Here is a 22,981-nt window from a genome sequence, read left to right on the forward strand (position 1 = left end):
TCTTCCTGCTTTAGAGGCTCCCAGATATGCTCGAACTGCGAGGCGCACCTGCCCTTTCTGCCTTCCGCCATGAACGGCTGTTAACGGTGTTGCGTGAACGTGTTCCCGAGGTGGAGGCGTTGTCCGCCCATTACGTCCACTTCATAGACCACCGCGAGACACTGGATGATGCTGCCCAGGAGTGTTTGGCCAAGCTGCTTGATTATGGCAGCCACGCGAGCCAAGACATTCCTGAAAACGCCCAGCGCTTCCTGGTTGTGCCGCGTTTAGGCACCCAGTCGCCATGGTCTTCTAAAGCAACTGATATTGCTCATAACTGTGGGCTGCACCAGATTGATCGCATCGAACGTGGTGTCGATTATCGGGTAGCGCTGCGCAGTGAGCCTAGCGCTGAACAGTTAGACGCGATCAGCGCGTTACTGCACGACCGTATGACGGAGAACGTGCTGTCTGACGTTGCTGATGCGGTCAAATTGTTTGCTCATCATACCCCTGCGCCACTGGGCAGTGTCGATATCTTGGAAGGCGGCCGTGAGGCTTTGGCGACAGCCAACCGAGAATTAGGGCTGGCGCTTGCTGACGATGAAATCGACTATCTGGTGGCTGCGTTTATTGAGCTTGGTCGCAACCCTAGCGATGTCGAGCTGATGATGTTTGCCCAGGCGAACTCGGAGCACTGCCGCCACAAAATCTTTAACGCGGACTGGGTTATTGATGGCGAGGCCCAGAGTCATTCGCTGTTTAAGATGATTAAGAACACCTTTGCGACCTCGCCGGATAACGTGCTCTCGGCCTATAGCGACAACGCAGCGGTGATCAAAGGTAGCCAAGGGGGGCGTTTCTTCCCCACGCCACTGATCGGCGCTGAGGGGGAGCGGGCCAGCTACGACGCCCACCAAGAGCCCATCCACATTCTGATGAAGGTGGAAACCCACAACCACCCTACAGCGATTGCACCATTCCCAGGCGCGGCGACCGGCTCTGGTGGTGAAATTCGTGATGAGGGGGCGACCGGTATCGGCGGCAAGCCGAAGGCCGGCCTGTCGGGCTTTACCGTATCCAACCTGCGCATCCCCGAGTTTGTACAGCCCTGGGAAGCCTTTGACTACGGCAAACCAGAGCGCATGCAGTCGGCGCTGCAAATTATGCTGGACGGCCCCATCGGTGGTGCGGCGTTTAACAATGAATTTGGCCGGCCTAATCTGACGGGCTACTTCCGCACCTACGAGCAGGATACGCTGAGCGACGATGGTATCGAGCGTCGCGGCTTCCACAAGCCGATTATGTTGGCCGGTGGTTATGGCAATATTCGTGCTCACCATGTGCAAAAAGGCGAAATTCCCGTTGGTGGCAAGCTAATCGTGATGGGCGGCCCGGCCATGCTAATCGGCCTGGGTGGTGGAGCAGCGTCTAGCATGGCATCAGGCGAGTCTAGCGCGGACTTGGATTTTGCCTCGGTGCAGCGGGAAAACCCGGAAATTGAGCGTCGCGCCCAGGAGGTTATCGACCGCTGTTGGGCGCTGGGCGATAAAAACCCGATTCGCTTTATTCACGATGTAGGTGCAGGCGGGCTTTCCAACGCCTTACCGGAGCTGGTCAAAGACGGTAATCGCGGTGGTCTGTTTGACCTGCGTGCAGTGCCTAACGCTGAGCCAGGTATGAGCCCGCTGGAAATTTGGTGTAACGAAGCCCAAGAGCGTTATGTGCTGGCCGTTGCCCCCGAAGACCTGGATACCTTTGACGCACTGTGCAAGCGCGAACGCTGCCCCTATGCGGTGGTCGGCGAGGCCATGGAGCATCACCACCTGGAAGTTCGCGACGGCCATTTTGATACCAAGCCGGTCGATCTGCCGATGAGCGTGTTGTTTGGCAAACCGCCGAAGATGACGCGTTCGTTTGAACGTCAAACTTTAGAGCTTTCTGGCGTCATGCTCGACAATCTGGATCTGCGCGAAGCGATGGATCGAGTGTTGCGCCTGCCAACCGTGGCATCGAAGAGCTTTTTGATTACCATTGGCGACCGTTCAATTACCGGCCAAGTCGCCCGCGATCAGATGGTTGGCCCTTGGCAGGTACCGGTGGCCGATGTGGCCGTGACCACTGCTAGCTTCGACACCCACGCTGGTGAAGCCATGGCGATGGGCGAGCGCCCGCCAGTGGCGCTGATTAACCCCGCTGCCAGCGCCCGTCTGGCCGTTGCCGAAGCGATTACTAACTTAGCTGCGGCGCCAATTGCCAAACTGTCGGATATTAAGCTTTCAGCTAACTGGATGAGCGCTGCCGACCATCCCGGTGAAAATCAGGCGCTCTATGATGCTGTACATGCCGTAGGTATGGAGCTGTGTCCGGCACTCGGCATTGCCATTCCGGTGGGTAAGGATTCCATGTCAATGCGTACCGCTTGGCAGGAAGGCGACAGTTCGGACGAAAACAGTGCCGACGAAAAGAGCATCACATCGCCGCTTTCGCTGGTGGTGACGGGGTTTGCGCCAGTGACCGATGCAATGGCGACGCTGACACCGCAAATCAACCTGGAGCAGGACGAATCAGACCTGATTCTGATCGACTTGGGTAATGGCCAAAACCGCTTAGGTGGTTCTGCGCTGGCGCAAGTCTATGGTCAAGTCGGTAACGAGTGTCCCGATGTGGATGACCCAGAAGACCTGAAGGCGTTTTTTGAGGTCATTCAGGGGCTCAACCGCGATGGTAAGCTGCTGGCCTACCACGACCGTAGCGATGGTGGCCTGCTGGTCACGCTGTTGGAAATGGCCTTTGCTGCCCATGCGGGCCTTGAGATTAAGCTGGACTGGCTGATTGATGAGCCGGTGGAAGCGTTCAATGCGCTGTTCTCTGAAGAGCTGGGTGCGGTGATTCAGGTGAGCCGTGAGCACACTGAAGAAGTGCTCACCCAGTTTGCCGTGGCAGGTATCGAAACATGCGGTGTTATTGCGCGTCCCCGTTATGACGACCAGGTGCGGGTAACGCTGTTTGAAGAGCCTCTGCTGGAAACTACTCGCCAACTGACTCAGCGCACCTGGGCGGAAACCAGCTACCGCATGCAGGCACTGCGTGATAATCCCGAATGCGCCAAGAACGAATTCGATAGTCTGCTGGATGTTCGTGACCCTGGCCTAAGCGCCGCGCCTAGCTTTGATATCAACGATGATATCAGCGCGCCGTTTATCAACACGGCCAAGCCCGCTGTTGCCGTGCTGCGCGAACAAGGTGTTAATGGTCAGGTCGAGATGGCTTGGGCGTTCCATAAAGCGGGCTTCGACGCAGTGGATGTACACATGAGTGACATCCTGGAAGGACGTGTTTCCCTTGACGAGTTCAAAGGGCTAGTCGCCTGCGGTGGTTTCTCTTACGGCGACGTGCTGGGTGCAGGCGGCGGTTGGGCGAAATCGGTACTGTTCAATGAGCGTGCCCGTGAGCAGTTTGCCAACTTCTTCACCCGTGATGACAGCTTCTCGCTGGGTGTATGCAATGGTTGTCAGATGCTCTCGCAGCTCAAGACACTGATTCCGGGGGCTGAAAGCTGGCCTGGGTTTGAGCGTAACGAATCTGAGCAGTTCGAAGCACGTGTGGCGATGGTGCGGGTAGAGAAAAGCCCGTCGATTCTGCTGGCGGGTATGGAAGGCTCTAAGTTACCGATTGCTGTGGCCCACGGCGAAGGACGTGCTGAGTTCCGTGATACCGCGCATCTGCGCAGTATGCAGTCCAGCAGCCAGATAGCGCTGCGTTATATCGACAACTACGGTCAAGTAACAACCCGCTACCCAGCTAACCCTAACGGCTCGCCGTCAGGAATCACCGGCCTCACCACGCCGGATGGCCGCGTGACCATTATGATGCCTCACCCAGAGCGGGTGGCTCGTGCGGTTACCAACTCCTGGCGTCCGGCCGAGTGGACTGAGGATGGCGCTTGGCTGCGTTTATTCCGTAACGCCCGTGTATGGCTGGGCTGATACGCCCTGCCATGCTAAAGAAAAGCGGCCTGCGGGCCGCTTTTTTCCTGTGGTGGAGAAGTGATCTTGGCGGTGGTTGCGATAGAATGAAACGTGTGTTTGAAAATGCTTCATCTTCGCGCCACACTCAGTTCACAAGCGCTTTTATCACGTCATGAGCGCACTACTTCACAAGCTCAGCTATCGCCCATCGATGGCGAGCCAAAGGAATCTTCTGGGAGCTCGAATGCATCAAATCCTCAATGAACGTGTGACCCTAACCTTCGCTGACCACGTGGCTGAGGTCATGTTGTCGCGACCTGACCACCATAATGGCCTGGATTGGGCCATGATTGATGGTCTGTTGGCAGCCCAACAGTGCCTGACCCAGCTCGCTGGGCTGCGTGCGGTGGTCTTGAGCGGCGATGGTGACAGCTTTTGCGCGGGGCTCGATATGGCGTCGATCATGAGCGAGGCGGAGCGGCTGCCCACCCTGCTGGCGTCCGATGAAGCGGGTATCAACCCGGTTCAGCGCTTGGCTCTAGGCTGGCGCGAGGCGGGCGTTCCCGTGGTGGCTGCTCTGCACGGGCATGTTTACGGCGGCGGCTTGCAGATAGCCTTGGGCGCCGATATCCGCATTCTCCACCCCCGCGCACGTCTGGCGCTGCTTGAGATCGACTGGGGGATCATCCCTGATATGGCCATTAGCGTGACTGGAGCGGGGCTGCGTCAGGATGTACTCCAGGAATTGGCGATAAGTGGGCGCAAGGTATCAGGTGAAGAGGCCTATCAGTTGGGCTTGGGCAGCCGCCTGAGCGATACGCCCCAGGAAGCCGCCCGGGAAACCGCTGCGCTTATTGCCTCGCGCTCACCTCGTGCCGTCGCTGCGGCTCGTGAACTGTTTGCATGCAGTCCGGATTTAGCCCCTCGTGATCGACTAGCCCTCGAAGCGCATTTGCAGCAGCAGCTTTTAGCCGGTGCCGAGCAGCGTGAGGCGGTGAGTGCACGAATGGAGCGTCGCGCCCCGCGTTTCGACTGACATGCCTCAATTCAGCCCTTCCAGCGATCCCATTTCTGGCCCACCACCCCGTTTACGCCCCTACCAAACGGAGGCTGTAAAGCGCGTGGTGGGCCACTTCCGTGCCAGCAGCGCGCCTGCAGTGGTGGTATTGCCCACTGGGAGCGGTAAGTCGTTAGTGATTGCTGAGCTGGCCAGGCTAGCCCGTGGCCGTGTGCTGGTGCTGGCCCACGTGCGTGAGCTGGTTGAGCAAAATCATGCCAAGTACCAAGCCTACGGGCTTCAGGCAGATATTTTCAGTGCAGGTCTTAAGCGTAAAGAAGCCAGCCGACAAGTGGTGTTTGGCTCGGTGCAGTCGGTGGTGCGTAATCTGGAGCGCTTCAGTGACGCCAGTTTTACGTTACTGGTGATTGATGAATGCCACCGAGTATCGCTGGAAAAAGATGCCAGCTATCGCCAAGTGATTGAGCATCTGCAGCGTCAGAACCCACAGCTAAAAATTCTCGGCTTAACCGCTACGCCGTTTCGGTTAGGGCAGGGATTTATCTACCACCGCCATCACCATGGCATGGTGCGTGGCGATGAAGCGTGCTTCTTTGCCGACTGCGTCTTTGAACAGCCGCTACGATTGATGGTGAAACAAGGTTTTTTGGCGGCGCCTAAACGGCTGGATATGGCCATTGAAGGCTACGATTTTTCTGCCTTGGCCCCTGCGCCCAGTGGGTTGTTTCGTGAGGAAGAGCTCAATCGCGTTGTTGCCGGTAGCCGTGCTACGCCAAGGATTATTCAGCAGGTGGTTGAGTACGCTGAAGAACGTCAAGGGGTAATGGTTTTTGCCGCAACGGTCGCTCATGCTGAAGAAATCATCAGCTACTTACCTGCGGACCAAGCGGCGCTGATTACCGGCGCGACGGCCTCCCAAGAGCGCGCCTCTCTGATTGAGGCGTTCAAGGCGCGTGAGCTTAAGTTTCTAGTTAATGTGGCCGTGCTAACCACAGGGTTCGATGCGCCCCATGTGGATCTAATCGCTATTCTGCGGCCCACAGAATCGGTGAGCCTTTACCAGCAGATTGTTGGTCGAGGGCTGCGTTTATCACCGGATAAAACCAACTGCCTAGTGTTGGATTTCGCCGGCAATCCCTGGGATCTTTATGCGCCAGAAGTCGGCGAGCCCAAACCAGACAGCGACAGCGAACCGGTCCAGGTTGAGTGTCCAGCGTGTGGCCATGCCAATCTGTTTTGGGGTAAGCGTGATGGAGAGCTGGTGATTGAGCATTTTGGCCGCCGCTGCCAGGGGCTGGTAGACAATCCCAATCCGCCCGCTAAGCCGGGCAAGGGCAGGCAGGGCATTTATCAAAAACAGTGTGATTTTCGTTTTCGCTTTAAAGTTTGTGAGCAGTGTGGCGCTGAGAATGATATTGCCGCCCGCCGATGTCATGGTTGCGAGCAACTGCTGGTGGATGCCGACGATAAGCTCAAAGACGCACTCAAATTAAAAGATGCCAAAGTGCTGCGAGTCAGCGGTATGCAGTTAGAGGCCACGGCCAATGGGCGGGGGCTGCCACGTCTAAAAGTGACCTATTACGATGAAGATGGCGCGAGCTTGGCGGAGTGGTTTGCGCTGGAAACGCCTGCTCAACGGCGGGCATTTTATGCTGTTTTTTTACGTAACCACCTGCGTGCCCCAGGCGCTAAGTGGCAGCCTGCTTCGCCGACCGAGGTGGTCGAAGAGCAGCGCCGCCTGCGCCATCCTGATTTTGTTGTGGGGCGTAAAGTCGGACGGCACTGGCAGCTTCGCGATAAGCTGTTTGACTACCAAGGGCGTTATCGCAAGGCGGCTGAGGCAGGCTAGCGATAATGCCTCGATAGGTGGCACGCTGTTACACTGGCGGGCATAGCCATTTAACTAACCATGGGCGCTTAACTAACCATGGATGTTTAACTAAAAAGGAACACGCCCCGCGTGAGCGAGACGCCAAACGCCCCCGTTGATCACGAACTTATTGAGCCAGCTGCTGAACCGGTAGTGGAAGCGCTTGGGCGTCTGTTTGATGAGCCCATCATGCAGTTGCCGGAGGATCTCTATATACCTCCGGAGGCGCTACGCGTGTTTCTAGAGGCTTTCGAAGGGCCGCTTGATCTGCTGCTCTATCTTATTCGCCGTCAGAACCTGGATATCTTGACGATCAATGTGGCGACTATTACTCATCAATACATTGAGTATGTGGAACTGATGAAAGCCATGGAGATTGAGCTGGCCGGAGAGTACTTATTAATGGCGGCTATGCTGGCGGAAATTAAATCCCGCACACTACTGCCACGCCCACCGAAGGCAGAAGGCGAAGAGGAAGAAGATCCCAGGGCTGAGCTAATTCGCCGTCTGCAAGAGTATGAGCGCTTAAAGGAAGCCGCCGAAACGTTGGACACGCTGCCTCGGGTAGGGCGTGACTGGTTTAGTGTGCAGGCGGGTCTGCCCCCGTTAGAGGCGCGGGTAATTCATCCCGATGTAGGGTTAGATGAACTGTTGGGAGCGCTGTCAGATATTCTGAAACGCGCTGAGTTGGCGCAAGCCCACCAAATCAGCCGTGAGGTTCTCTCTACCCGCGAACGCATGCTGAAAATTATGGAGCAGTTAAGTCACGACGGGGACCATCAGCGCTATACCCCGTTTGAAGCGTTGTTTACGCTGGAAGAGGGGCGTGCTGGAGTCGTTGTTACGTTTATGGCCATTTTAGAATTAGCCAAAGAAGCCATGATCGAAATTGTACAGAACGCGCCACTGTCGCCCATTCATGTGCGTGCGCGACGTGCAGCCCTCACGGATGGAGAAGAGAGCGCATTTGAAGAGGCTGACTCAGACGATGACGTCTCAGAGTCTGCGTTTGAGGAGTCAGCATTTGAACCTGACGAGGAGTCGCCGTGAGAGACACCACGTTAGACGATATTATTGAAGCGGCATTACTTGCCGCTGGCGAGCCGCTTTCTCTAGAGCGACTTGAAACGCTGTTTTTAGCAGACGAGTGCCCGTCTAAAAAAGCACTGCGCGATACGTTGTCCCGCCTTGTCCTGCGCCATGAAGACGGGGCGCTGGAGCTAGTAGAGACCGCATCAGGGTTCCAGTTGCGTATTCGCCCACGGCTCTCTCATTGGGTGTCGCGCCTATGGGATGAGCGGCCACAGCGATACTCCCGGGCATTGTTGGAAACACTGGCGCTGATTGCCTATCGACAGCCGGTGACGCGGGGTGATATCGAAGACGTGCGCGGTGTAAGTGTTAGCAGCTCTATTATCCGTACGCTAATGGAGCGGGGATGGATTCGCGTGGTAGGCCACCGAGATGTGCCTGGGCGACCAGCTGTTTATGCCACCACCCGCAGCTTTTTAGATGATTTTGGCCTGAAAACCTTGGATGCATTGCCGCCGATGCATGAGCTGGTCAATGCCGATGATAGCGATACGGTTATTGAGCAAGATGAAGCGCAACCAGCACTGGACGAAACGCCAGAAACCGTGCAGGATGCGCCACCCCAGAGTGAAGAGATAAACTCAGCTGAGATTGTTGCAGCAGAGATAGCTGATAAACACGCCGAGACGGCGTTAACCCAGCCGCTGAGTTTTGCCGATTTAGAGGCACGCCTAGCGGCACGTGCGCAGCGTAACGATGATGATGCGCGCACGCAGACTAACGATGTGAGGTCAGACGACCATGAGTCAGAGTAATAACACCACGCCCCCCACCAGTGAAAAGCTGCAAAAAGTACTGGCCCGGGCAGGGCTAGGGTCACGTCGCGAAATGGAAACTGCCATTTCCGACGGACGGGTAAAGGTTAATAGCCAGGTAGCCAAGTTAGGCGACCGAGTAGAAGCCCGCGACAAGGTCAGTTTTGATGATCGCCCTGTGTCGCTGCGCCCCGAAGAGGAAGTGCCGCGCCGTGTGATTATGTACAACAAGCCGGAAGGTGAGCTGTGCACACGCAAAGACCCAGAAGGGCGTCGCACGGTGTTTGAACGTCTTCCGCGGCTGAAAGGCGAGCGCTGGGTTGCCATTGGCCGTTTGGATATTAACACTAGCGGCTTGTTGCTATTCACCACAGATGGCGAGCTTGCTAACCGACTAATGCACCCTTCGACCCAGGTAGAGCGTGAGTACGCGGTTCGAGTGATGGGTGAAGTCAAGCGCGAACATATTGTCGCCATGGTTGATGGCGTCATGTTAGAAGATGGTCCTGCGCGCTTTACTGACGTACAAGAGTTTGGTGGCGAAGGCATTAATACCTGGTTCCACGTGGTGATTTTAGAAGGTCGTAACCGCGAAGTGCGTCGCTTGTGGGAATCTCAGGGGCTAACAGTTAGTCGTCTGAAGCGGGTGCGCTACGGCAACATCTTCCTTGATAAGCGCGCCAAAGCAGGCGAGTGGGTTGAGCTTTCCCAGGATGAAGTCGACGACCTGGCCACATTGGCAAACCTGGAAACTCGCAAGGTACCTGCACTAACACCCGACGAGAAAAATCGCTGGAGCCGTGATAAACACAAACGCCGCCCGGTTCAAGCTATGCGTAAGCCTAAGCGTGGCTAGGAATAATTAAGAGTGGTTGGAAGTAGCTAAAAAGAGTGATTTTGACGGATGCTTATTGTTGAAAGGTAAAAAAGGCTTGCTATTGGCGAGCTCTATCCGTACTATATGCATCCGTTCGAGGGGGTCGTTAGCTCAGTTGGTAGAGCAGTTGACTTTTAATCAATTGGTCGTAGGTTCGAATCCTACACGACCCACCATTCGAACCAGTTTATAGCGCCAAGTGGTCAACTAGGTGCGTAGCAAAATTTGGGTCGTTAGCTCAGTTGGTAGAGCAGTTGACTTTTAATCAATTGGTCGTAGGTTCGAATCCTACACGACCCACCATTCGAACCAGTTTATAGCGCCAAGTGGTCAACTAGGTGCGTAGCAAAATTTGGGTCGTTAGCTCAGTTGGTAGAGCAGTTGACTTTTAATCAATTGGTCGTAGGTTCGAATCCTACACGACCCACCAAATTTAACGCCCTTGGTAGCTTGCTGCCAGGGGCGTTTTGCTATTCGGTGATAAAGCGTTCTATCGCACACTTTATGCTTGCAGCGGGCAACGATTTAACACCACAATAGTCTTAGTTATAGCTACCAATGATGTCACGGTAGCGCTGCCCGGGCTAATGGCGGGCAGAGCGACGAGTCACCGCGAGAGACGCAGAGGCTTGTCGCATCGAGTGCGGCGTTTGCGGAGTGCACACGCCGTGGCCGGTGTTTAACAGGGGGATTCCCTGTTCGTCACAGTGGTAGACACGATGACTATTATGACTACTCAAGCTGAGCTTGACGCTCCGCTCCCCAGCCCGTACTGCCCTACCCGCATTCCTGCGGAAGATGAGGCACGGGTAGCCGAAATCAAGCAGTTGCTAAAAGCACACAATGCGGTGCTCGTCGCCCATTACTACACCGATGATGCCATTCAACAGCTGGCTGAAGAGACCGGTGGCTGTGTTGCTGACTCCCTTGAAATGGCGCGCTTTGGTGCGCGGCACGATGCAACAACGCTGGTGGTTGCAGGTGTACGCTTCATGGGGGAAACAGCGAAAATTCTATCGCCAGAAAAACGCGTCTTAATGCCCACCCTGGAAGCGACCTGTTCGCTGGATATTGGCTGCCCATCTGACGAGTTTAGCGCTTTTTGTGATGCGCATCCGGATCGTACCGTTGTGGTATACGCCAATACCTCTGCTGCTGTAAAAGCCCGCGCTGACTGGGTCGTCACCTCTTCGATTGCAGTCGAAGTTATTGAGCACCTTCAAGCCCAAGGTGAAAAAATACTGTGGGCGCCGGATAAGCATTTAGGCGGTTATATACAGAAAAAAACCGGTGCAGATATGCTGATGTGGGACGGTGCCTGTATCGTTCACGAAGAGTTTAAGGCAAAGGGGATTGAAGATCTTAAGCGTCTTTATCCTGAAGCTGCTGTACTGGTGCACCCGGAATCGCCCGATGCCGTGGTCAAATTGGCCGATGTTGCAGGTTCAACCTCTCAACTGATCAAAGCCGCGCAAACGTTGCCCAATGACAAACTGATCGTTGCTACTGATCGCGGCATTTTCTTTAAAATGCAGCAGGCGGTGCCCGATAAAACACTATTTGAGGCGCCCACTGCAGGTAACGGTGCGACCTGCCGTAGCTGCGCACATTGCCCCTGGATGGCGATGAATGCTCTGGATAACTTGGCTGGTGCGTTGCGTGACGGTAGCGGTGAGATTTTTGTTGATGACACGCTGCGCCTGCAGGCGTTAAGACCATTAGAGCGAATGCTAAACTTTAATGCCTAGCGTATAAACTCTCCATAGCAGCAAGGCGACAGCCCGAATGCGATAAGCATGCGGGCTGTTTTTGTGAAACGTCAAAACTTCTCTAGCGCCTCTCGATATTCAATGAACGCTTCCCTGCGTTGTTCGATACGCGCCAGTGCCTGTTGATCATTCTCTTGCTGTGCGGCATCTTTGGCGATACTCAACTGGCGAATACCGCGGTCAATTCTACCCGTTAGCTGTAAGTGTTCTGCTCGCGCTAAGTGTCCCCAACCGTTATAGCCACTGCGTCCGGCTGCTTCGGCAAGAAGATTGAACCCTTGAGGGGTTTCAGGGTGCTGATCAGTAATATCACGTAATAACTCATAGGCTGCTTGCGGATCGCGCTGGAGCTGTGCTTCAGCTAACACCAATTGAGCAGGTAAGTAGTTGGGCATGATGCGAAGCAGACGCTGGCTACGCGTAATAGCCTCCTCATAGCGCTGTGCTTCTAGCGCAACGGTAGCGGCAGAAGCAGGTAGCATGCCGTAGTCAGGTAGCTCGCGGGCCAATTGGTCAATGGTTTGCAGTGCGTTGTCTGTTTGGCCATTTCGAGCTGCAATTAGCGCTGATAGATAGCGTTGCGCTTGTTCTTCGCTATTCTCTTGAGCAAGTCGTGACGCAGCTTGTTGCGGTGTGTTGTGGTAAATGCTCAAAAGTGCGCGGGCGCGCATCATGTCGTATAACGTGTCGCTGGTATAGGCGTCGGCAATATTTAGCTGTGATGCGCGTGCTTGAGCATCACTTAGTCGGCTATCGCTCACCGGGTGGGTAAGTAAGAACTCTGGTGGCGTGCCGCCCTGGAGTCGTGCCATCCGCTGCATGGCACCGAACATCCGCACCATCGCATCAGGGTTGTATCCAGCGCTTGCCATTGCCTGCAGACCAACCCGGTCGGCCTCTTGCTCAAAGCGTCGTGAATAAGACAATTGGTCTTGAATTAGCGCCGCTTGGGAACCCATAGCGGCGGCCATGCCCGCATCGCCGCCTCCGCTAGCGGCAATGAGCATGCCGGCCAGCATGGCGGCCATTGCAGGCAGCTGTGTTTGCTCCGCACGTGCACTGCCCCTGGCGTAGTGTCGTTGAGATAGGTGGCCTAACTCGTGGGCGATAACCGACACAAAGGCTCCCTCATCTTCAGCGAAGGCAAATAACCCTGAATTGATACCTATGACTCCCCCTGGGACTGCGAAAGCATTGAGAGAGCCGTTATCAACCATCACGGTCGTTGTGCGAAGGTTGCCAAGCTGGCTGTGGGGAGCAAGGCGTGCAACTAGACTATCTAGGTAGTCATTTACAATAGGGTCTTGCCACTGTGGTGCCTGGGCACGAAATTGACGAAGCCAAGCGCGACCCAGGCGATACTCCTCGTTACTGACAGAGGTTGAAGCGCCACCTAGGCTTGGGAGCTGATAATCGTCGAAGCCAAAGCTGGGAGGGCTAACACTGGCGACACTCAGCATGAACGCTAGCGCGTAGGCTCGGCGAGAAAGTGCGAATCGAAGGTGCAGCATGGCATCCTCATGGTGTTCCTGATTTTCAAGTAATATACGCAGCAAACAGCGGTGTGACATTGATTCAGGCAGGTAAGTGCCGTTAAATCAAATTCTCAGCGACCGTTTTAAAGAAATAGTTTATGTAACAATGCCGTATTCAAGTAAGTATTTTGATCAAGTAGGTCTTTTGGGGGAGAGGGTATGTCCGAGCACACAGAGTCTAGGTCAAACGATAGCATTAAACCCGATACGGTGTTGGACGCTACCGGGTTGCACTGCCCGCTGCCATTATTAAAAGCCAAACAGGCGTTGGCAGGGCTGGCCCCAGGTCAATTGCTTGAAGTAAGAGCAACGGATGCTGGTTCGTGGCGTGATATGGCATCTTTCACTGAGCTTAGTGATCATGTGTTAGAAGCACGCGAGCAGCATGGCGATATGTACTATTTTTGGATACGCAAAGCAGGGATGTCTCACTCATGACCATGCGCACTATTCTGAAAAGTTGGATTGATCGCTACTTTTCAGACGAAGAGGCGTTAATTCTTCTCTTGGTATTGGTAGCTGGTTTTGCGGCCATTATTTGGTTTGGCAGGATGCTAGCGCCGTTCTTCACCGCGCTTGTGATAGCTTTTTTACTGCAGGGCGTAGTGAGTGCCTTGACGCGACGCGGTGTGCCTCATTTGCTAGCGGTCATTGTTGTGTTTGTGGCGTTTGTTAGCGTGTTGCTAACGATGGCCTTTATTTTGATGCCGCTGATTTGGAACCAACTTGTCGGGCTTGTTCAGGAAACGCCGCGTATGTTTGCTAGCGGCCAAGGGTGGTTAGACGAACTTCAGGCTCGTTATCCTAACTTAATCACCCCCGATCAAATGCAGAGTTGGATAGGCGTTGCCAGCCGGGAAATTAGCCAGCTAGGACAGCGTGCATTAACGCTGTCACTGGCATCGCTCGGCAATATTATGTCGTTGATTATTTACTTAGTGTTAGTGCCGATACTGGTATTCTTCATGCTAAAGGATCGCCAGTCTTTGGTAGGTTTTACGCTGTCGTTGCTACCGCAAAAGCGTACGCTGTTAACGCGTATTTGGCATGAGATGGATCGTCAGATTGCAAATTACATACGCGGCAAATCGATAGAGATTATTATCGTTGGTACGGTCGCTTTTTTTACCTTCGCTTTCTTTGGCTTACCTTACACCGCCTTGTTAGCAGTGCTGGTGGGTTTTTCTGTTCTGGTGCCATACATTGGAGCGGCGGTGGTCACCATTCCCGTGGCAGCCGTTGCCGGGTTTCATTTTGGGATCAGTGAGCAGTTTGCTTATGTCGTTGTTGCTTACGGCGTTATTCAAGCGCTTGATGGGAATGTGCTTGCACCGGTGTTGTTTTCAGAAACGAATAATATTCACCCGGTTTCCATTATTGTCGCGGTGCTGTTTTTTGGTGGTATCTGGGGGTTCTGGGGCGTTTTCTTTGCGATTCCCCTGGCCACCCTGCTAAAAGCACTGGTTTATGCATGGCCCAGAGGAATGGCAGAGAGAGAGGGAGAAAAGCAGCTTCCATTGGCTGAACATTAGCAGGCGTCATCTAACCGTAGTACACGAGGCGCGAACGGAAAATTGCCTGGGAATCAGTCGAGGCACCGCTTCGCGCTGTACCCGCAAAGGATGCGGTGCTCTTGACTTTGTTAGTTGGCGTGAAGCGCTTCTGCTGCTGTTAGTACTTCATCGGCATGCCCTGGTACTTTAACGCCGCGCCACTCTTGGGCAAGTTTACCCTCGCTGTCGATTAGGAAGGTACTGCGTTCAATGCCAAGATGCTCTTTGCCGTACATTTTTTTAAGTTTGATAACGTCAAAAATCTGGCATACGGTTTCGTCCTTATCGGAGATAAGCTCGAAGTTAAAATCTTGCTTAGCTTTGAAGTTCTCCTGAGCACGGATACCATCTCTAGAAACGCCGATAATAACCGTATTGGCAGCATCGAATCGTGGCTTGCGGTCTCTAAAGTCTCCGCCTTCGGTAGTGCACCCTGGGGTGCTGGCCTTTGGATAAAAATAGATAACCACCTGCTTGCCACGCAGCTCAGACAGCGTCACCGTCGTATCACTGGTGGCTGGGGCGGAAAAGTCAGGTACCGGGTGGTTGAGTTTTACGGACATGAAGAGCTCCTTTAATGAGATGACTTACTTAGTTGATTACACGCAAGTAACGCTATTATGTCAAAGCGAATAGGCGCCCAGTGATGAGTAGGTGAGAAAACTCTCAGCGCTTTACGCTGTACAGGTTCGAGCCGCCTGAGTACCATTTGCTGTCTGTAGCCTCCCTTGGGACGACAGCAAAGTGTTCAAGGCATAAAATGGCAGTAGGTTAAATCGCCCCGATGTGCTCGTTCTAGTGGTCAGAGCTTTTGTGGATAGGCTCGTATAGACAGGCTCTTATAATATGGACAGGCTCTTATAAATAGAGCCCTTATGGTCGAAGCTTCTCGATTTTCAATGAACATCGTCAGTAGCTTAATTTTATAATTTTGCAGGTGAGGAAAAAACGGATGATCACAGGCAGCATTGTCGCCCTGGCGACGCCGATGAAAGTCAATGGCGACATCGACTGGGAGGCGCTTCGTCGCCTGGTGAACTTCCACCTCGATAATGGCACTGATGCCATTGTCGCAGCGGGCACCACGGGCGAACCTACGACCATGACATTTGCTGAGCACTTTGATGTGATCCGCAGCGTGGTAGAAGAGGTGAATGGTCGTATTCCGGTGATCGCCGGCACGGGAGCGAACGCCACATCAGAGGCGGTTGAGTTAGCTCGTTACGCTAGCGAAGTCGGCGCAGATTACTGTTTATCGGTTTGCCCTTACTATAACAAACCGACTCAGGAAGGCCTCTATCAACATTTCAAAGCGGTGGCTGAAGGAAGCAAACTGCCGGTAATTCTTTATAACGTCCCCGGTCGTACTTGCTCTGATCTATATAATGAAACGGTAGTACGTTTAGCCGAGGTGAAGAATATTATCGGTTTGAAAGATGCTACCGGGAACCTTGAGCGCGCTGAGGATCTAATTGCCCGCTTGAAGGGCAGTGATTTTATGCTCTATTCCGGTGACGATGCCACGGCCTGTGACTTCATGCTGATGGGTGGCCACGGGGATATTTCTGTTACTGCGAACGTAGCACCTAAAGCGATGCATGAGCTCTGCGCTGCAGCCGTAGCTGGTGATTCGGACAAGGCTCACCAAATTAATACGCGTTTGATGCCGTTACATACAAATTTAGGCATTGAAGCTAACCCGATTCCGGTTAAGTGGGCACTGCATCGCATGGGATATATGGACGCCGGGATTCGTCTGCCGTTAACTTGGCTGTCGGAAAAGTACCATGCCACTGTTAGTGAAGCGCTGCAGTTGGCGGGTGTCGTAGAGGAGTAATTCGACGTAATCCCCTTTTGCTACTCGTCGTGGTTTGTTAACGCGTCGAGTACTCGACCTGTTGACTGTAAAGGTGGCTTGATGAGCCCTGTTCTGGAAAAACGTTTGCTTGAAAAACGTGCGCTTAAATGGATACCGCTGGCTCTCGCAGCGGCTGTCACGCTTGCTGGATGCGCGCGCGATGACGGTTACTATCACGACCGCAATTTGGATTATACTGAAGCTACCCCAGCGCCCCCCTTAGTACTGCCAGAAACCCGCAATACTCAACGTTACCGTGATGCCATGCCTGTGCCCCAGGTAGCTATGCAAGGTAGCCGTATTGATGAGGCGGCCGAAATTGCCCCCCCTCAGACGTTGACGATTGGGAGCGGTTTAGAACCTGAATTCGTAGAGCGTCGTCAGGTGGGTAATCAGACATGGTTGGTGGTTGCGGCAGATACGGGAGCCGTTTGGCCTCAGTTAGAAGCGTTCGCGAATAGTCGACAGCTAGGTATTCAGCAAAGCGATGCGAATCAAGGTGTCATAGTGACTTCTCAAGCCACGTTGAAGCTACAAAGCGCGCTAAGGGCGGGCAGTAGTGAGGTGCGCTGTGAGCAAGCGGGGCAAAGCGTGGCTGGGTGTCTCGATGCCCTAGAGCAGTACCTAGGTGCACGCAGTGCCACGGCTAGCGCATCTTCTTGGACGGCTCAACGACTCGCACAAGATCAGGCGCTTCAAATGCGTCAGCAGGGCGACGAGTGGGAAGTTGTGATTCCTCAACCTATTGATCGAGTTTGGGCAGAGTTGGATCACTATCTTGAGCTCGACTTTAGTGTCGAAGGTCAGCGTGACCTATTAGCCACTTCTGCTGAAAACTATGAATTCCTGGTTGAGTACATGACCGAAACTGAGCGAGGTCGCAATCCTCTGCAAATTGTTTTCAGTCCCGATGTACGCCGTATGTCGCAGCAAATTCGTCTTGCCCTTCAACCCGACGGTGATAAGACCATTCTGCGTGCGATTAATGCCAGTGAGCGTAGTTTTAATGCTGATGATCAGCGCGAGCTGCTTGAGCGTGTCTCCGGCTACCTACGTTAATTTTTAATTTTGAAATCTTTCGGAGCCCCTATGGAAAAGCGCCAAGAACTCTACGCTGGAAAAGCGAAATCTGTTTATACCACCGACGACCCTGATTTGTTGGTACTGCACTTTCGTGACGATACCAGTGCTTTCGATGGCAAAAAGAAAGAGTCACTGGCCCGCAAAGGCAAAGTGAACAACATCTTCAATGCTTTTATTATGCAGCGCCTGGAAGAGGCAGGGATTCCTACCCATTTTGAGAAGCAGCTTTCTGATACTGAAAGCCTAGTAAAGAAAATGGAGATGATTCCCGTTGAATGCGTCGTGCGCAACATTGCAGCAGGTGGCCTAGTTAAGCGCCTGGGTGTGGAAGAGGGCATCAGTTTGAATCCGCCCACCTTTGAATTGTTCTTAAAGAACGATGAAAAGGGAGACCCCATGATTAACGAGTCGTTAGCAGAAACCTTTGGCTGGGCAACTCCTGAGCAATTGGTGAAAATGAAGTCACTTACTTTTAAAGTGAATCATGTGCTCAAGCAGCTTTTTGCCGAAGGCGACATGTTGCTAGTCGATTACAAACTTGAGTTTGGCGTCTTCAAAGGCGATGTAATCCTTGGCGATGAGTTCTCTCCGGATGGCTGTCGCTTATGGGATGCGAATACGCGAGAAAAACTTGATAAGGATCGCTTCCGCCAGGGGTTAGGTGGTGTTATTGAAGCGTATGAAGAAGTAGCACGACGGATTGGTATTCATATCGAATAATCGCAAAGCACATCTGTATTGAGTTGTGCATAGTAAAACCCCGCTTAGGTATCAATTTCCGAAGCGGGGTTTTCTGAAGCGGGCTGCCTATGTAGCCTCGTCATCATTAGAAGGTTTGTCGCCGAAGGGCTCATCGCTTGAAGGCTCGTCAGTGATCTCTTCAAGCGCTTGTAATCGGTAGCCATAGCCATAAACCGAAACAAGATTCCAACCGAACTCCGACGTTAGACTAAGTTTTTTGCGCACTCGGTGAATATGAACGTCTAGTGTACGCGTGCCAGGCGGATCACTTTTACCCCACACATATTCATATAGGTAGGAACGTGAAAGCGGGCTGCCTAGCTGGTTTAGAAGAAGAAAGGCTAAGCGAAACTCCTGCCTCGTCAACGATACTTCTTCTCCGTCCACGTATGCTGTTTCACGATTGGTGTTAAGCTTAATGCGGCCAAACTCCAATGTTTGTTGCTGAGCAACACTTGGCGTGCGTAGCGAATGGCGTCGAGTTGATGCATAGGCTCTTGCAGCCAGTTCGCGCGGTCTAAAAGGCTTGCTGATGAAGTCGTCAGCTCCCGCGTTTAAGGCTTGAATAATATCAGATTCTTCTTGCCGCAGAGTCACCATTAGCACAGCAGGAATAATCTGTAGATAGGTTTTCATCCAATTAAGCAGCGCAATACCGGTGCCGTCAGGCAAGTGCCAATCAAGTATGACTAAATCGAATGTATTGCGGCTGGCGGTATGAATAAATGCCTTACTGGTCTCAAAAGAAAAGATGTTTGCTTCTATGCCTCGCTCGGCAAAGCCATCTGTAAGCGCTTTTTCGATGCGCTCCGATACCACCTTCTCATCTTCTACTACTGCAATGCGCATAGGCTGTATCCAAGTCAGGTCTCGTTAGTGAAAGTGAGCAGCATAGGTTGCAATTTTTTCTTAGATCTAAAAAGAGTATCAAGATGCCATGATTAGATACTTGCTCTGAACTATGAGCTTTGCAAGTAGAAAAGCTCATTAAGTCTCTCTTTTATCAACTACTGATGATAACAGCAGGCACTGAACATACTGGCCAAGTAGTGTTTAGTAGTCCCTCGCCTTTTCGCTACTAAAGCTGTCACAACAGCCTGTTCAATCCCGAACGTGACCGAACTACGTTGCAGGTCAGCTACTTCCCAGAATACGCATCTCGAGTGAAATGTAAATTGGTGTCAAAGGTGTAAATAGATAATTTTGGTTAATGATAGATTTTTTTGTTTTAATCGATTTTTTTGTTTTTAATTAGTAAGTGCTTACTCTCCGTTTAACCTAAACATTGATTGATAGTGCCTACTTGAAACTGACTGTTGATGCGTGGGTGACTTGCTTCTTGCTCCTGATTTCTATCGCTAGAGTCTGAAAAATCTCCTCAATGATTTTCCCATTTACGTTTATTCATATTGTTGAGGCGCCTACTTCCCTGTGCTAGCTTCAGTATTAAATAAAGTTTCAGGCGCTGCTGTGGTTTCTGTGGATCATTAATAATCGTTTCATAAAAAAGACTTATGAAGCAGAGAGTATGTGATCTTTGAGGCTTGGCGATAAAAGTGAGCTTAATTAGGTGGACTCTAACTACCGCTCAAGAAGCTAGAAAAACTAATCACAATAATCCCTGACAACGTTAATGGGAGCATGGGAATGAATAACGTATTTCGCTTAGTTTGGAATCGGTCTCTTGGGCGGCTGGTAGTAGCTTCAGAAGCGGCACGTTCACACAGCAAATCCTCGGCCGCTGAAATAAAGGTTGGCGATACCCCGGCGGTTGTGCCGCGGCCAATTAATCGCTGCGCAGCACTCCCTTCTAGTGGCTGGTTGCCGCGTCTCGCCTTTATCTTTAGTGCTGTCGCCGCTGCTTCTGGTTCGTTGACGGTACAGGCTTTTGAGTTAAATGGGGGGGGATGATTGTAATGGCAACGCGTCTCGTAATTCGATTGGTCAGGGGTCAACAGCCTGTGCAAACTTCGCAATAGCCATTGGCAGTAATTCAAATGCGTCTGCCACCGACACCATTGCGATTGGCAGAGCCTCGGCAGCTGGTTTTGTCAACGGTGTTGCGATAGGTGCCGAGACGTCTATTGGTGCAGGAAGTGGCATCGCGATCGGTGGAGGCGCCGAGGCGGGCGGTAACGGGCTTTTTGCGTATTTGCGTAATGATAACAATGGCGTTTCCGTTGCGGTTGAAAGCATTCCGAACCCTGCTATGGCCATTGGTGGTGGTTCTAGTGCAGTGTCTGGGGCGTTGGCGTTTGGGCCTAATAGTTCAGCAAATGGCATCAATTCCATGGCAGTCGGTGGTCAGTCCGTCGCGTCTAGCTTCAGCGATTTAGCATTTGGTCCGGCCGCTTACGCGACCGGTGGTCGCTCCACTTCCATCGGCTACCAGAGTGCCTCGACGGGGTTTCGTAGCGTGTCCTTTGGGGCCGTATCAACTGCGACCGGTGAAGATTCGCTGGCGTTTGGTACCTCTGCGTCGGCCAGCGGTCAGCGAGCGCTGGCGATCGGTAGTTTCACCAGTACGTCTCAGGAGCTTGTTGATAACACCCAGGCGACAGGCGTTGACTCACTGGCGTTTGGTACCAGTGCGCAGTCAACCGGGCTAGAGGCCATCGCCATCGGTACAGGGGCCCAAGCCACTGCGGCACAGTCAATCAGCATAGGCACCGGCAATGTGGTATCTGGCATTGGCTCTGGTGCCATCGGTGACCCAACAACCATCACCGGCGCGGGTTCTTACTCGTTAGGCAACGACAATACCATTGAAGCTGATAATGCCGGGGCGTTTGGTAACGATAATACTCTGACAGCCGCCGCCGATGGCAGTCGTGTTGTGGGTAATACGAATACGGTTAGCGGTCCAGATGCTTTGGCATTAGGTAATCGCAATACTGCTTCTGGAGAGGGCTCCGTTGCCATTGGGCGTGACTCCATTTCAACCGGTCTACAATCCTTTGCTTTAGGTGATGAAGCAGAAGCGACGGGCCAGGATGCGCTGGCTATAGGTACAGCATCAGACTCGCTCGGCTTAAGCTCTACCGCCTTTGGACGTGGTGCATGGGCAACAGCTGACTATGCTGCCGCTTTCGGTGCCGAAAGTACGGCAAGTGGTGAAGAATCAACGGCTATTGGCAGCTTCTCGCAAGCAACACTGGAGGATAGCGTCGCACTGGGCTCTAATTCTGTAGCGGATACGGGGCCTGGAATATTAGGCTATAAACCCTTGGGTGCTTCCGCTGCTGATGCAGCAGCAATTGACGGCACGGTGGCCACTCAGTCAGCGGTAGATATCGGCAGCCGCCAGATCACCAGTGTAGCAGCAGGTACCGAACTTGATGATGCGGTGAATGTCAGCCAGCTTGTTGCTACGCAATCTAGTGTGGCTGCGGGCACAAACGTTACGAATGTGGCAGAAAGCGATAACCCTAATGGTGGGACTATTTACACCGTGAATGCCGACGGCGCATCAGTGAGCGCTGGTTCCGGTGCGGTGGACGTCACCGCCGCTGCCCCGGATGCCAATAACGTCACTGACTACGCGGTGGATCTTAGCCAAGCTAGCAAAGACAGCCTGACGCTGGCGGATTCCGCGCTACAGACCGTGGTCACCCAGATCGATGGTACTGCAGTTAAGACGATCGATCAGAACGACAACGTCGCTAACTTTGTGACGGGCAAGAATATGGTGCTCAGCCCTGACGGTGCGGGCGGCATTGAAATTGCCACACTGGACAACGTCACCTTTACCGACGTTCAGACCGATACTCTGACAGCAGGCCCCGTCAACATCGGTGCCACGGGTATCGATGCCGGTAACACTACGATCTCCAGTGTGGCGCCTGGGGTGGCGGGTACTGATGCGGTCAATCTTAATCAGCTAGACGATGCGGCAGCCGCTTCGAAGACTGAAGTCGCAGGCGGCACCAATATCGCCAGTGTGGATAAAGCCACGGGTATTAACGGCCAGGACATCTATACCGTGAATGCGGACGGCGCATCAGTGAGCGCTGGTTCCGGTGCGTTGGATGTCACCGCGGCTGCCCCGGATGCCAATAACGTCACTGACTACGCGGTGGATCTCAGCCAAGCCAGTAAAGACAGCCTGACGCTGGCGGATTCTGCGCTACAGGACGTGGTGACCCAGGTTGACGGTGTTAACGTCAAAACCCTGACGAAGGGCGATAACAACGCTAACTTTGTGACGGGCAAGAATATGGTGCTCAGCCCTGACGGTGCGGGCGGCATTGAAATTGCCACGCTGGACAACGTTACCTTTACCGACGTTCAAACCAGCACCCTGACGGCAGGCCCCGTCAATATCGGTGCCACCGGTATCGATGCCGGTAACACTACGATCTCCGGTGTGGCGCCTGGGGTAGCGGGTACTGATGCGGTCAATCTTAATCAGCTAGACGATGCCGCCGCGGCCTCAAAGACCGAAGTCGCGGGTGGCACCAATATCGCCAGTGTGGATAAAGCCACCGGTATTAACGGCCAGGACATCTATACCGTGAATGCGGACGGCGCATCAGTGAGTGCCGGTTCCGGTGCGGTGGACGTCGTCGCCGCTGCCCCCGATGCCAATAACGTCACTGACTACGCGGTGGATCTCAGTCAAGCCAGTAAAGACAGCCTGCTGCTGGCCGACTCCGCCCTGCAAACCGTAGTCACCCAGATCGATGGTACTGCGGTTAAGACGATTGATCAGAATGACAACGTCGCCAACTTCGTCACCGGTGACAACATCGTGCTCAGTGATGAGGCAGGTGGCATCAAGATTGCCACTAGCCCGGATCTGACGGCGGATAGCCTTACAATCAACTGAATCGCCCCAGGTTTCATAGACACCTCCAGGCCCTATACTAAAGGTATCTAGG

General features: G+C 53.3%; 17 protein-coding genes and 3 tRNA genes. 17 read left to right on the forward strand and 3 right to left on the reverse strand.

Translation table 11 applies throughout. The features are described 5' to 3' along the window. Nucleotides 1-26: 26 nt before the first annotated feature. From purL to nadA, 10 genes are all read left to right on the forward strand, one after another. The gene (gene purL, locus JFC11_RS15205; RefSeq protein WP_198349881.1) at nt 27-3,968 is read left to right on the forward strand and encodes a phosphoribosylformylglycinamidine synthase; all 3,942 of its coding nucleotides are present in this window, start codon (nt 27-29) and stop codon (nt 3,966-3,968) included. 226 nt (nt 3,969-4,194) lie between these two features. After that, complete coding sequence (locus JFC11_RS15210; protein ID WP_193061910.1) at nt 4,195-4,986, forward strand: crotonase/enoyl-CoA hydratase family protein; 792 nt, start codon at nt 4,195-4,197, stop codon at nt 4,984-4,986. Nucleotide 4,987: 1 nt separating this feature from the next. Then, nucleotides 4,988-6,817: a DNA repair helicase RadD gene (gene radD / locus JFC11_RS15215; RefSeq protein WP_198349882.1), complete on the forward strand. Its 1,830-nt coding sequence runs from the start codon at nt 4,988-4,990 to the stop codon at nt 6,815-6,817. A 111-nt stretch (nt 6,818-6,928) separates the two neighbouring features. Further along, the gene (locus JFC11_RS15220) at nt 6,929-7,888 is read left to right on the forward strand and encodes a segregation and condensation protein A (protein ID WP_198349883.1); all 960 of its coding nucleotides are present in this window, start codon (nt 6,929-6,931) and stop codon (nt 7,886-7,888) included. Next, nucleotides 7,885-8,685: an SMC-Scp complex subunit ScpB gene (gene scpB / locus JFC11_RS15225; RefSeq protein WP_198349884.1), complete on the forward strand. Its 801-nt coding sequence runs from the start codon at nt 7,885-7,887 to the stop codon at nt 8,683-8,685. The genes JFC11_RS15220 and scpB overlap by 4 nt, the downstream gene beginning before the upstream one ends. Then, a complete protein-coding gene (gene rluB, locus JFC11_RS15230) occupies nt 8,672-9,541 on the forward strand; it encodes a 23S rRNA pseudouridine(2605) synthase RluB (RefSeq protein WP_038478061.1) in 870 nt (289 codons plus the stop codon). The genes scpB and rluB overlap by 14 nt, the downstream gene beginning before the upstream one ends. Nucleotides 9,542-9,662: 121 nt before the next feature. After that, nucleotides 9,663-9,738: transfer RNA gene (locus tag JFC11_RS15235), tRNA-Lys, on the forward strand. Between the two features lie 51 nt (nt 9,739-9,789). Then, nucleotides 9,790-9,865: transfer RNA gene (locus tag JFC11_RS15240), tRNA-Lys, on the forward strand. A gap of 51 nt (nt 9,866-9,916) precedes the next feature. Continuing rightward, a tRNA-Lys gene (locus JFC11_RS15245) sits at nt 9,917-9,992 on the forward strand. A gap of 289 nt (nt 9,993-10,281) precedes the next feature. Next, complete coding sequence (gene nadA, locus JFC11_RS15250; protein ID WP_198349885.1) at nt 10,282-11,310, forward strand: quinolinate synthase NadA; 1,029 nt, start codon at nt 10,282-10,284, stop codon at nt 11,308-11,310. Nucleotides 11,311-11,381: 71 nt separating this feature from the next. Here nadA and JFC11_RS15255 read toward each other — a convergent pair whose 3' ends face one another. Then, nucleotides 11,382-12,842, reverse strand: coding sequence for a M48 family metalloprotease (locus JFC11_RS15255; RefSeq protein ID WP_198349886.1), 1,461 nt, complete (start codon nt 12,840-12,842; stop codon nt 11,382-11,384). A gap of 183 nt (nt 12,843-13,025) precedes the next feature. Here JFC11_RS15255 and JFC11_RS15260 point away from each other — a divergent pair, with 183 nt between their 5' ends. Both JFC11_RS15260 and JFC11_RS15265 read left to right on the forward strand, forming a co-directional pair. Next, on the forward strand, nt 13,026-13,304 hold the full coding sequence (locus JFC11_RS15260) for a sulfurtransferase TusA family protein (RefSeq protein ID WP_038478052.1): 279 nt from the start codon (nt 13,026-13,028) through the stop codon (nt 13,302-13,304). Continuing rightward, nucleotides 13,301-14,398 carry an AI-2E family transporter gene (locus tag JFC11_RS15265; RefSeq protein WP_198349887.1) on the forward strand — a complete coding sequence of 366 codons (1,098 nt, stop codon included), beginning with the start codon at nt 13,301-13,303 and terminating at the stop codon, nt 14,396-14,398. Before JFC11_RS15260 ends, JFC11_RS15265 begins: the two co-directional genes overlap by 4 nt. Nucleotides 14,399-14,508: 110 nt before the next feature. Here JFC11_RS15265 and JFC11_RS15270 read toward each other — a convergent pair whose 3' ends face one another. Next, nucleotides 14,509-14,982, reverse strand: a complete 474-nt coding sequence (locus JFC11_RS15270) for a peroxiredoxin (RefSeq protein WP_038478046.1) — start codon at nt 14,980-14,982, stop codon at nt 14,509-14,511. A gap of 389 nt (nt 14,983-15,371) precedes the next feature. On the opposite strand from JFC11_RS15270, the gene dapA reads away from it, so the two are divergent. The 3 genes from dapA (at nt 15,372) to purC (ending at nt 18,080) form a co-directional block, all read left to right on the forward strand. Beyond that, complete coding sequence (gene dapA / locus JFC11_RS15275) at nt 15,372-16,256, forward strand: 4-hydroxy-tetrahydrodipicolinate synthase (RefSeq protein ID WP_198349888.1); 885 nt, start codon at nt 15,372-15,374, stop codon at nt 16,254-16,256. A gap of 81 nt (nt 16,257-16,337) precedes the next feature. After that, on the forward strand, nt 16,338-17,336 hold the full coding sequence (gene bamC / locus JFC11_RS15280) for an outer membrane protein assembly factor BamC (protein WP_038478041.1): 999 nt from the start codon (nt 16,338-16,340) through the stop codon (nt 17,334-17,336). A gap of 30 nt (nt 17,337-17,366) precedes the next feature. Beyond that, a complete protein-coding gene (gene purC, locus JFC11_RS15285; RefSeq protein WP_038478039.1) occupies nt 17,367-18,080 on the forward strand; it encodes a phosphoribosylaminoimidazolesuccinocarboxamide synthase in 714 nt (237 codons plus the stop codon). 87 nt (nt 18,081-18,167) lie between these two features. Here purC and JFC11_RS15290 read toward each other — a convergent pair whose 3' ends face one another. Further along, a complete protein-coding gene (locus tag JFC11_RS15290; protein ID WP_051626359.1) occupies nt 18,168-18,950 on the reverse strand; it encodes a response regulator transcription factor in 783 nt (260 codons plus the stop codon). Between the two features lie 798 nt (nt 18,951-19,748). On the opposite strand from JFC11_RS15290, the gene JFC11_RS15295 reads away from it, so the two are divergent. Further along, nucleotides 19,749-20,012, forward strand: coding sequence for an ESPR domain-containing protein (locus JFC11_RS15295; RefSeq protein ID WP_198349889.1), 264 nt, complete (start codon nt 19,749-19,751; stop codon nt 20,010-20,012). Next, nucleotides 19,999-22,929, forward strand: a complete 2,931-nt coding sequence (locus JFC11_RS15300; protein WP_198349890.1) for a beta strand repeat-containing protein — start codon at nt 19,999-20,001, stop codon at nt 22,927-22,929. The genes JFC11_RS15295 and JFC11_RS15300 overlap by 14 nt, the downstream gene beginning before the upstream one ends. The last annotated feature ends 52 nt before the right edge of the window (nt 22,930-22,981 follow it).

Source organism: Vreelandella alkaliphila (assembly GCF_016107625.1).
Lineage (GTDB): Bacteria > Pseudomonadota > Gammaproteobacteria > Pseudomonadales > Halomonadaceae > Vreelandella > Vreelandella alkaliphila.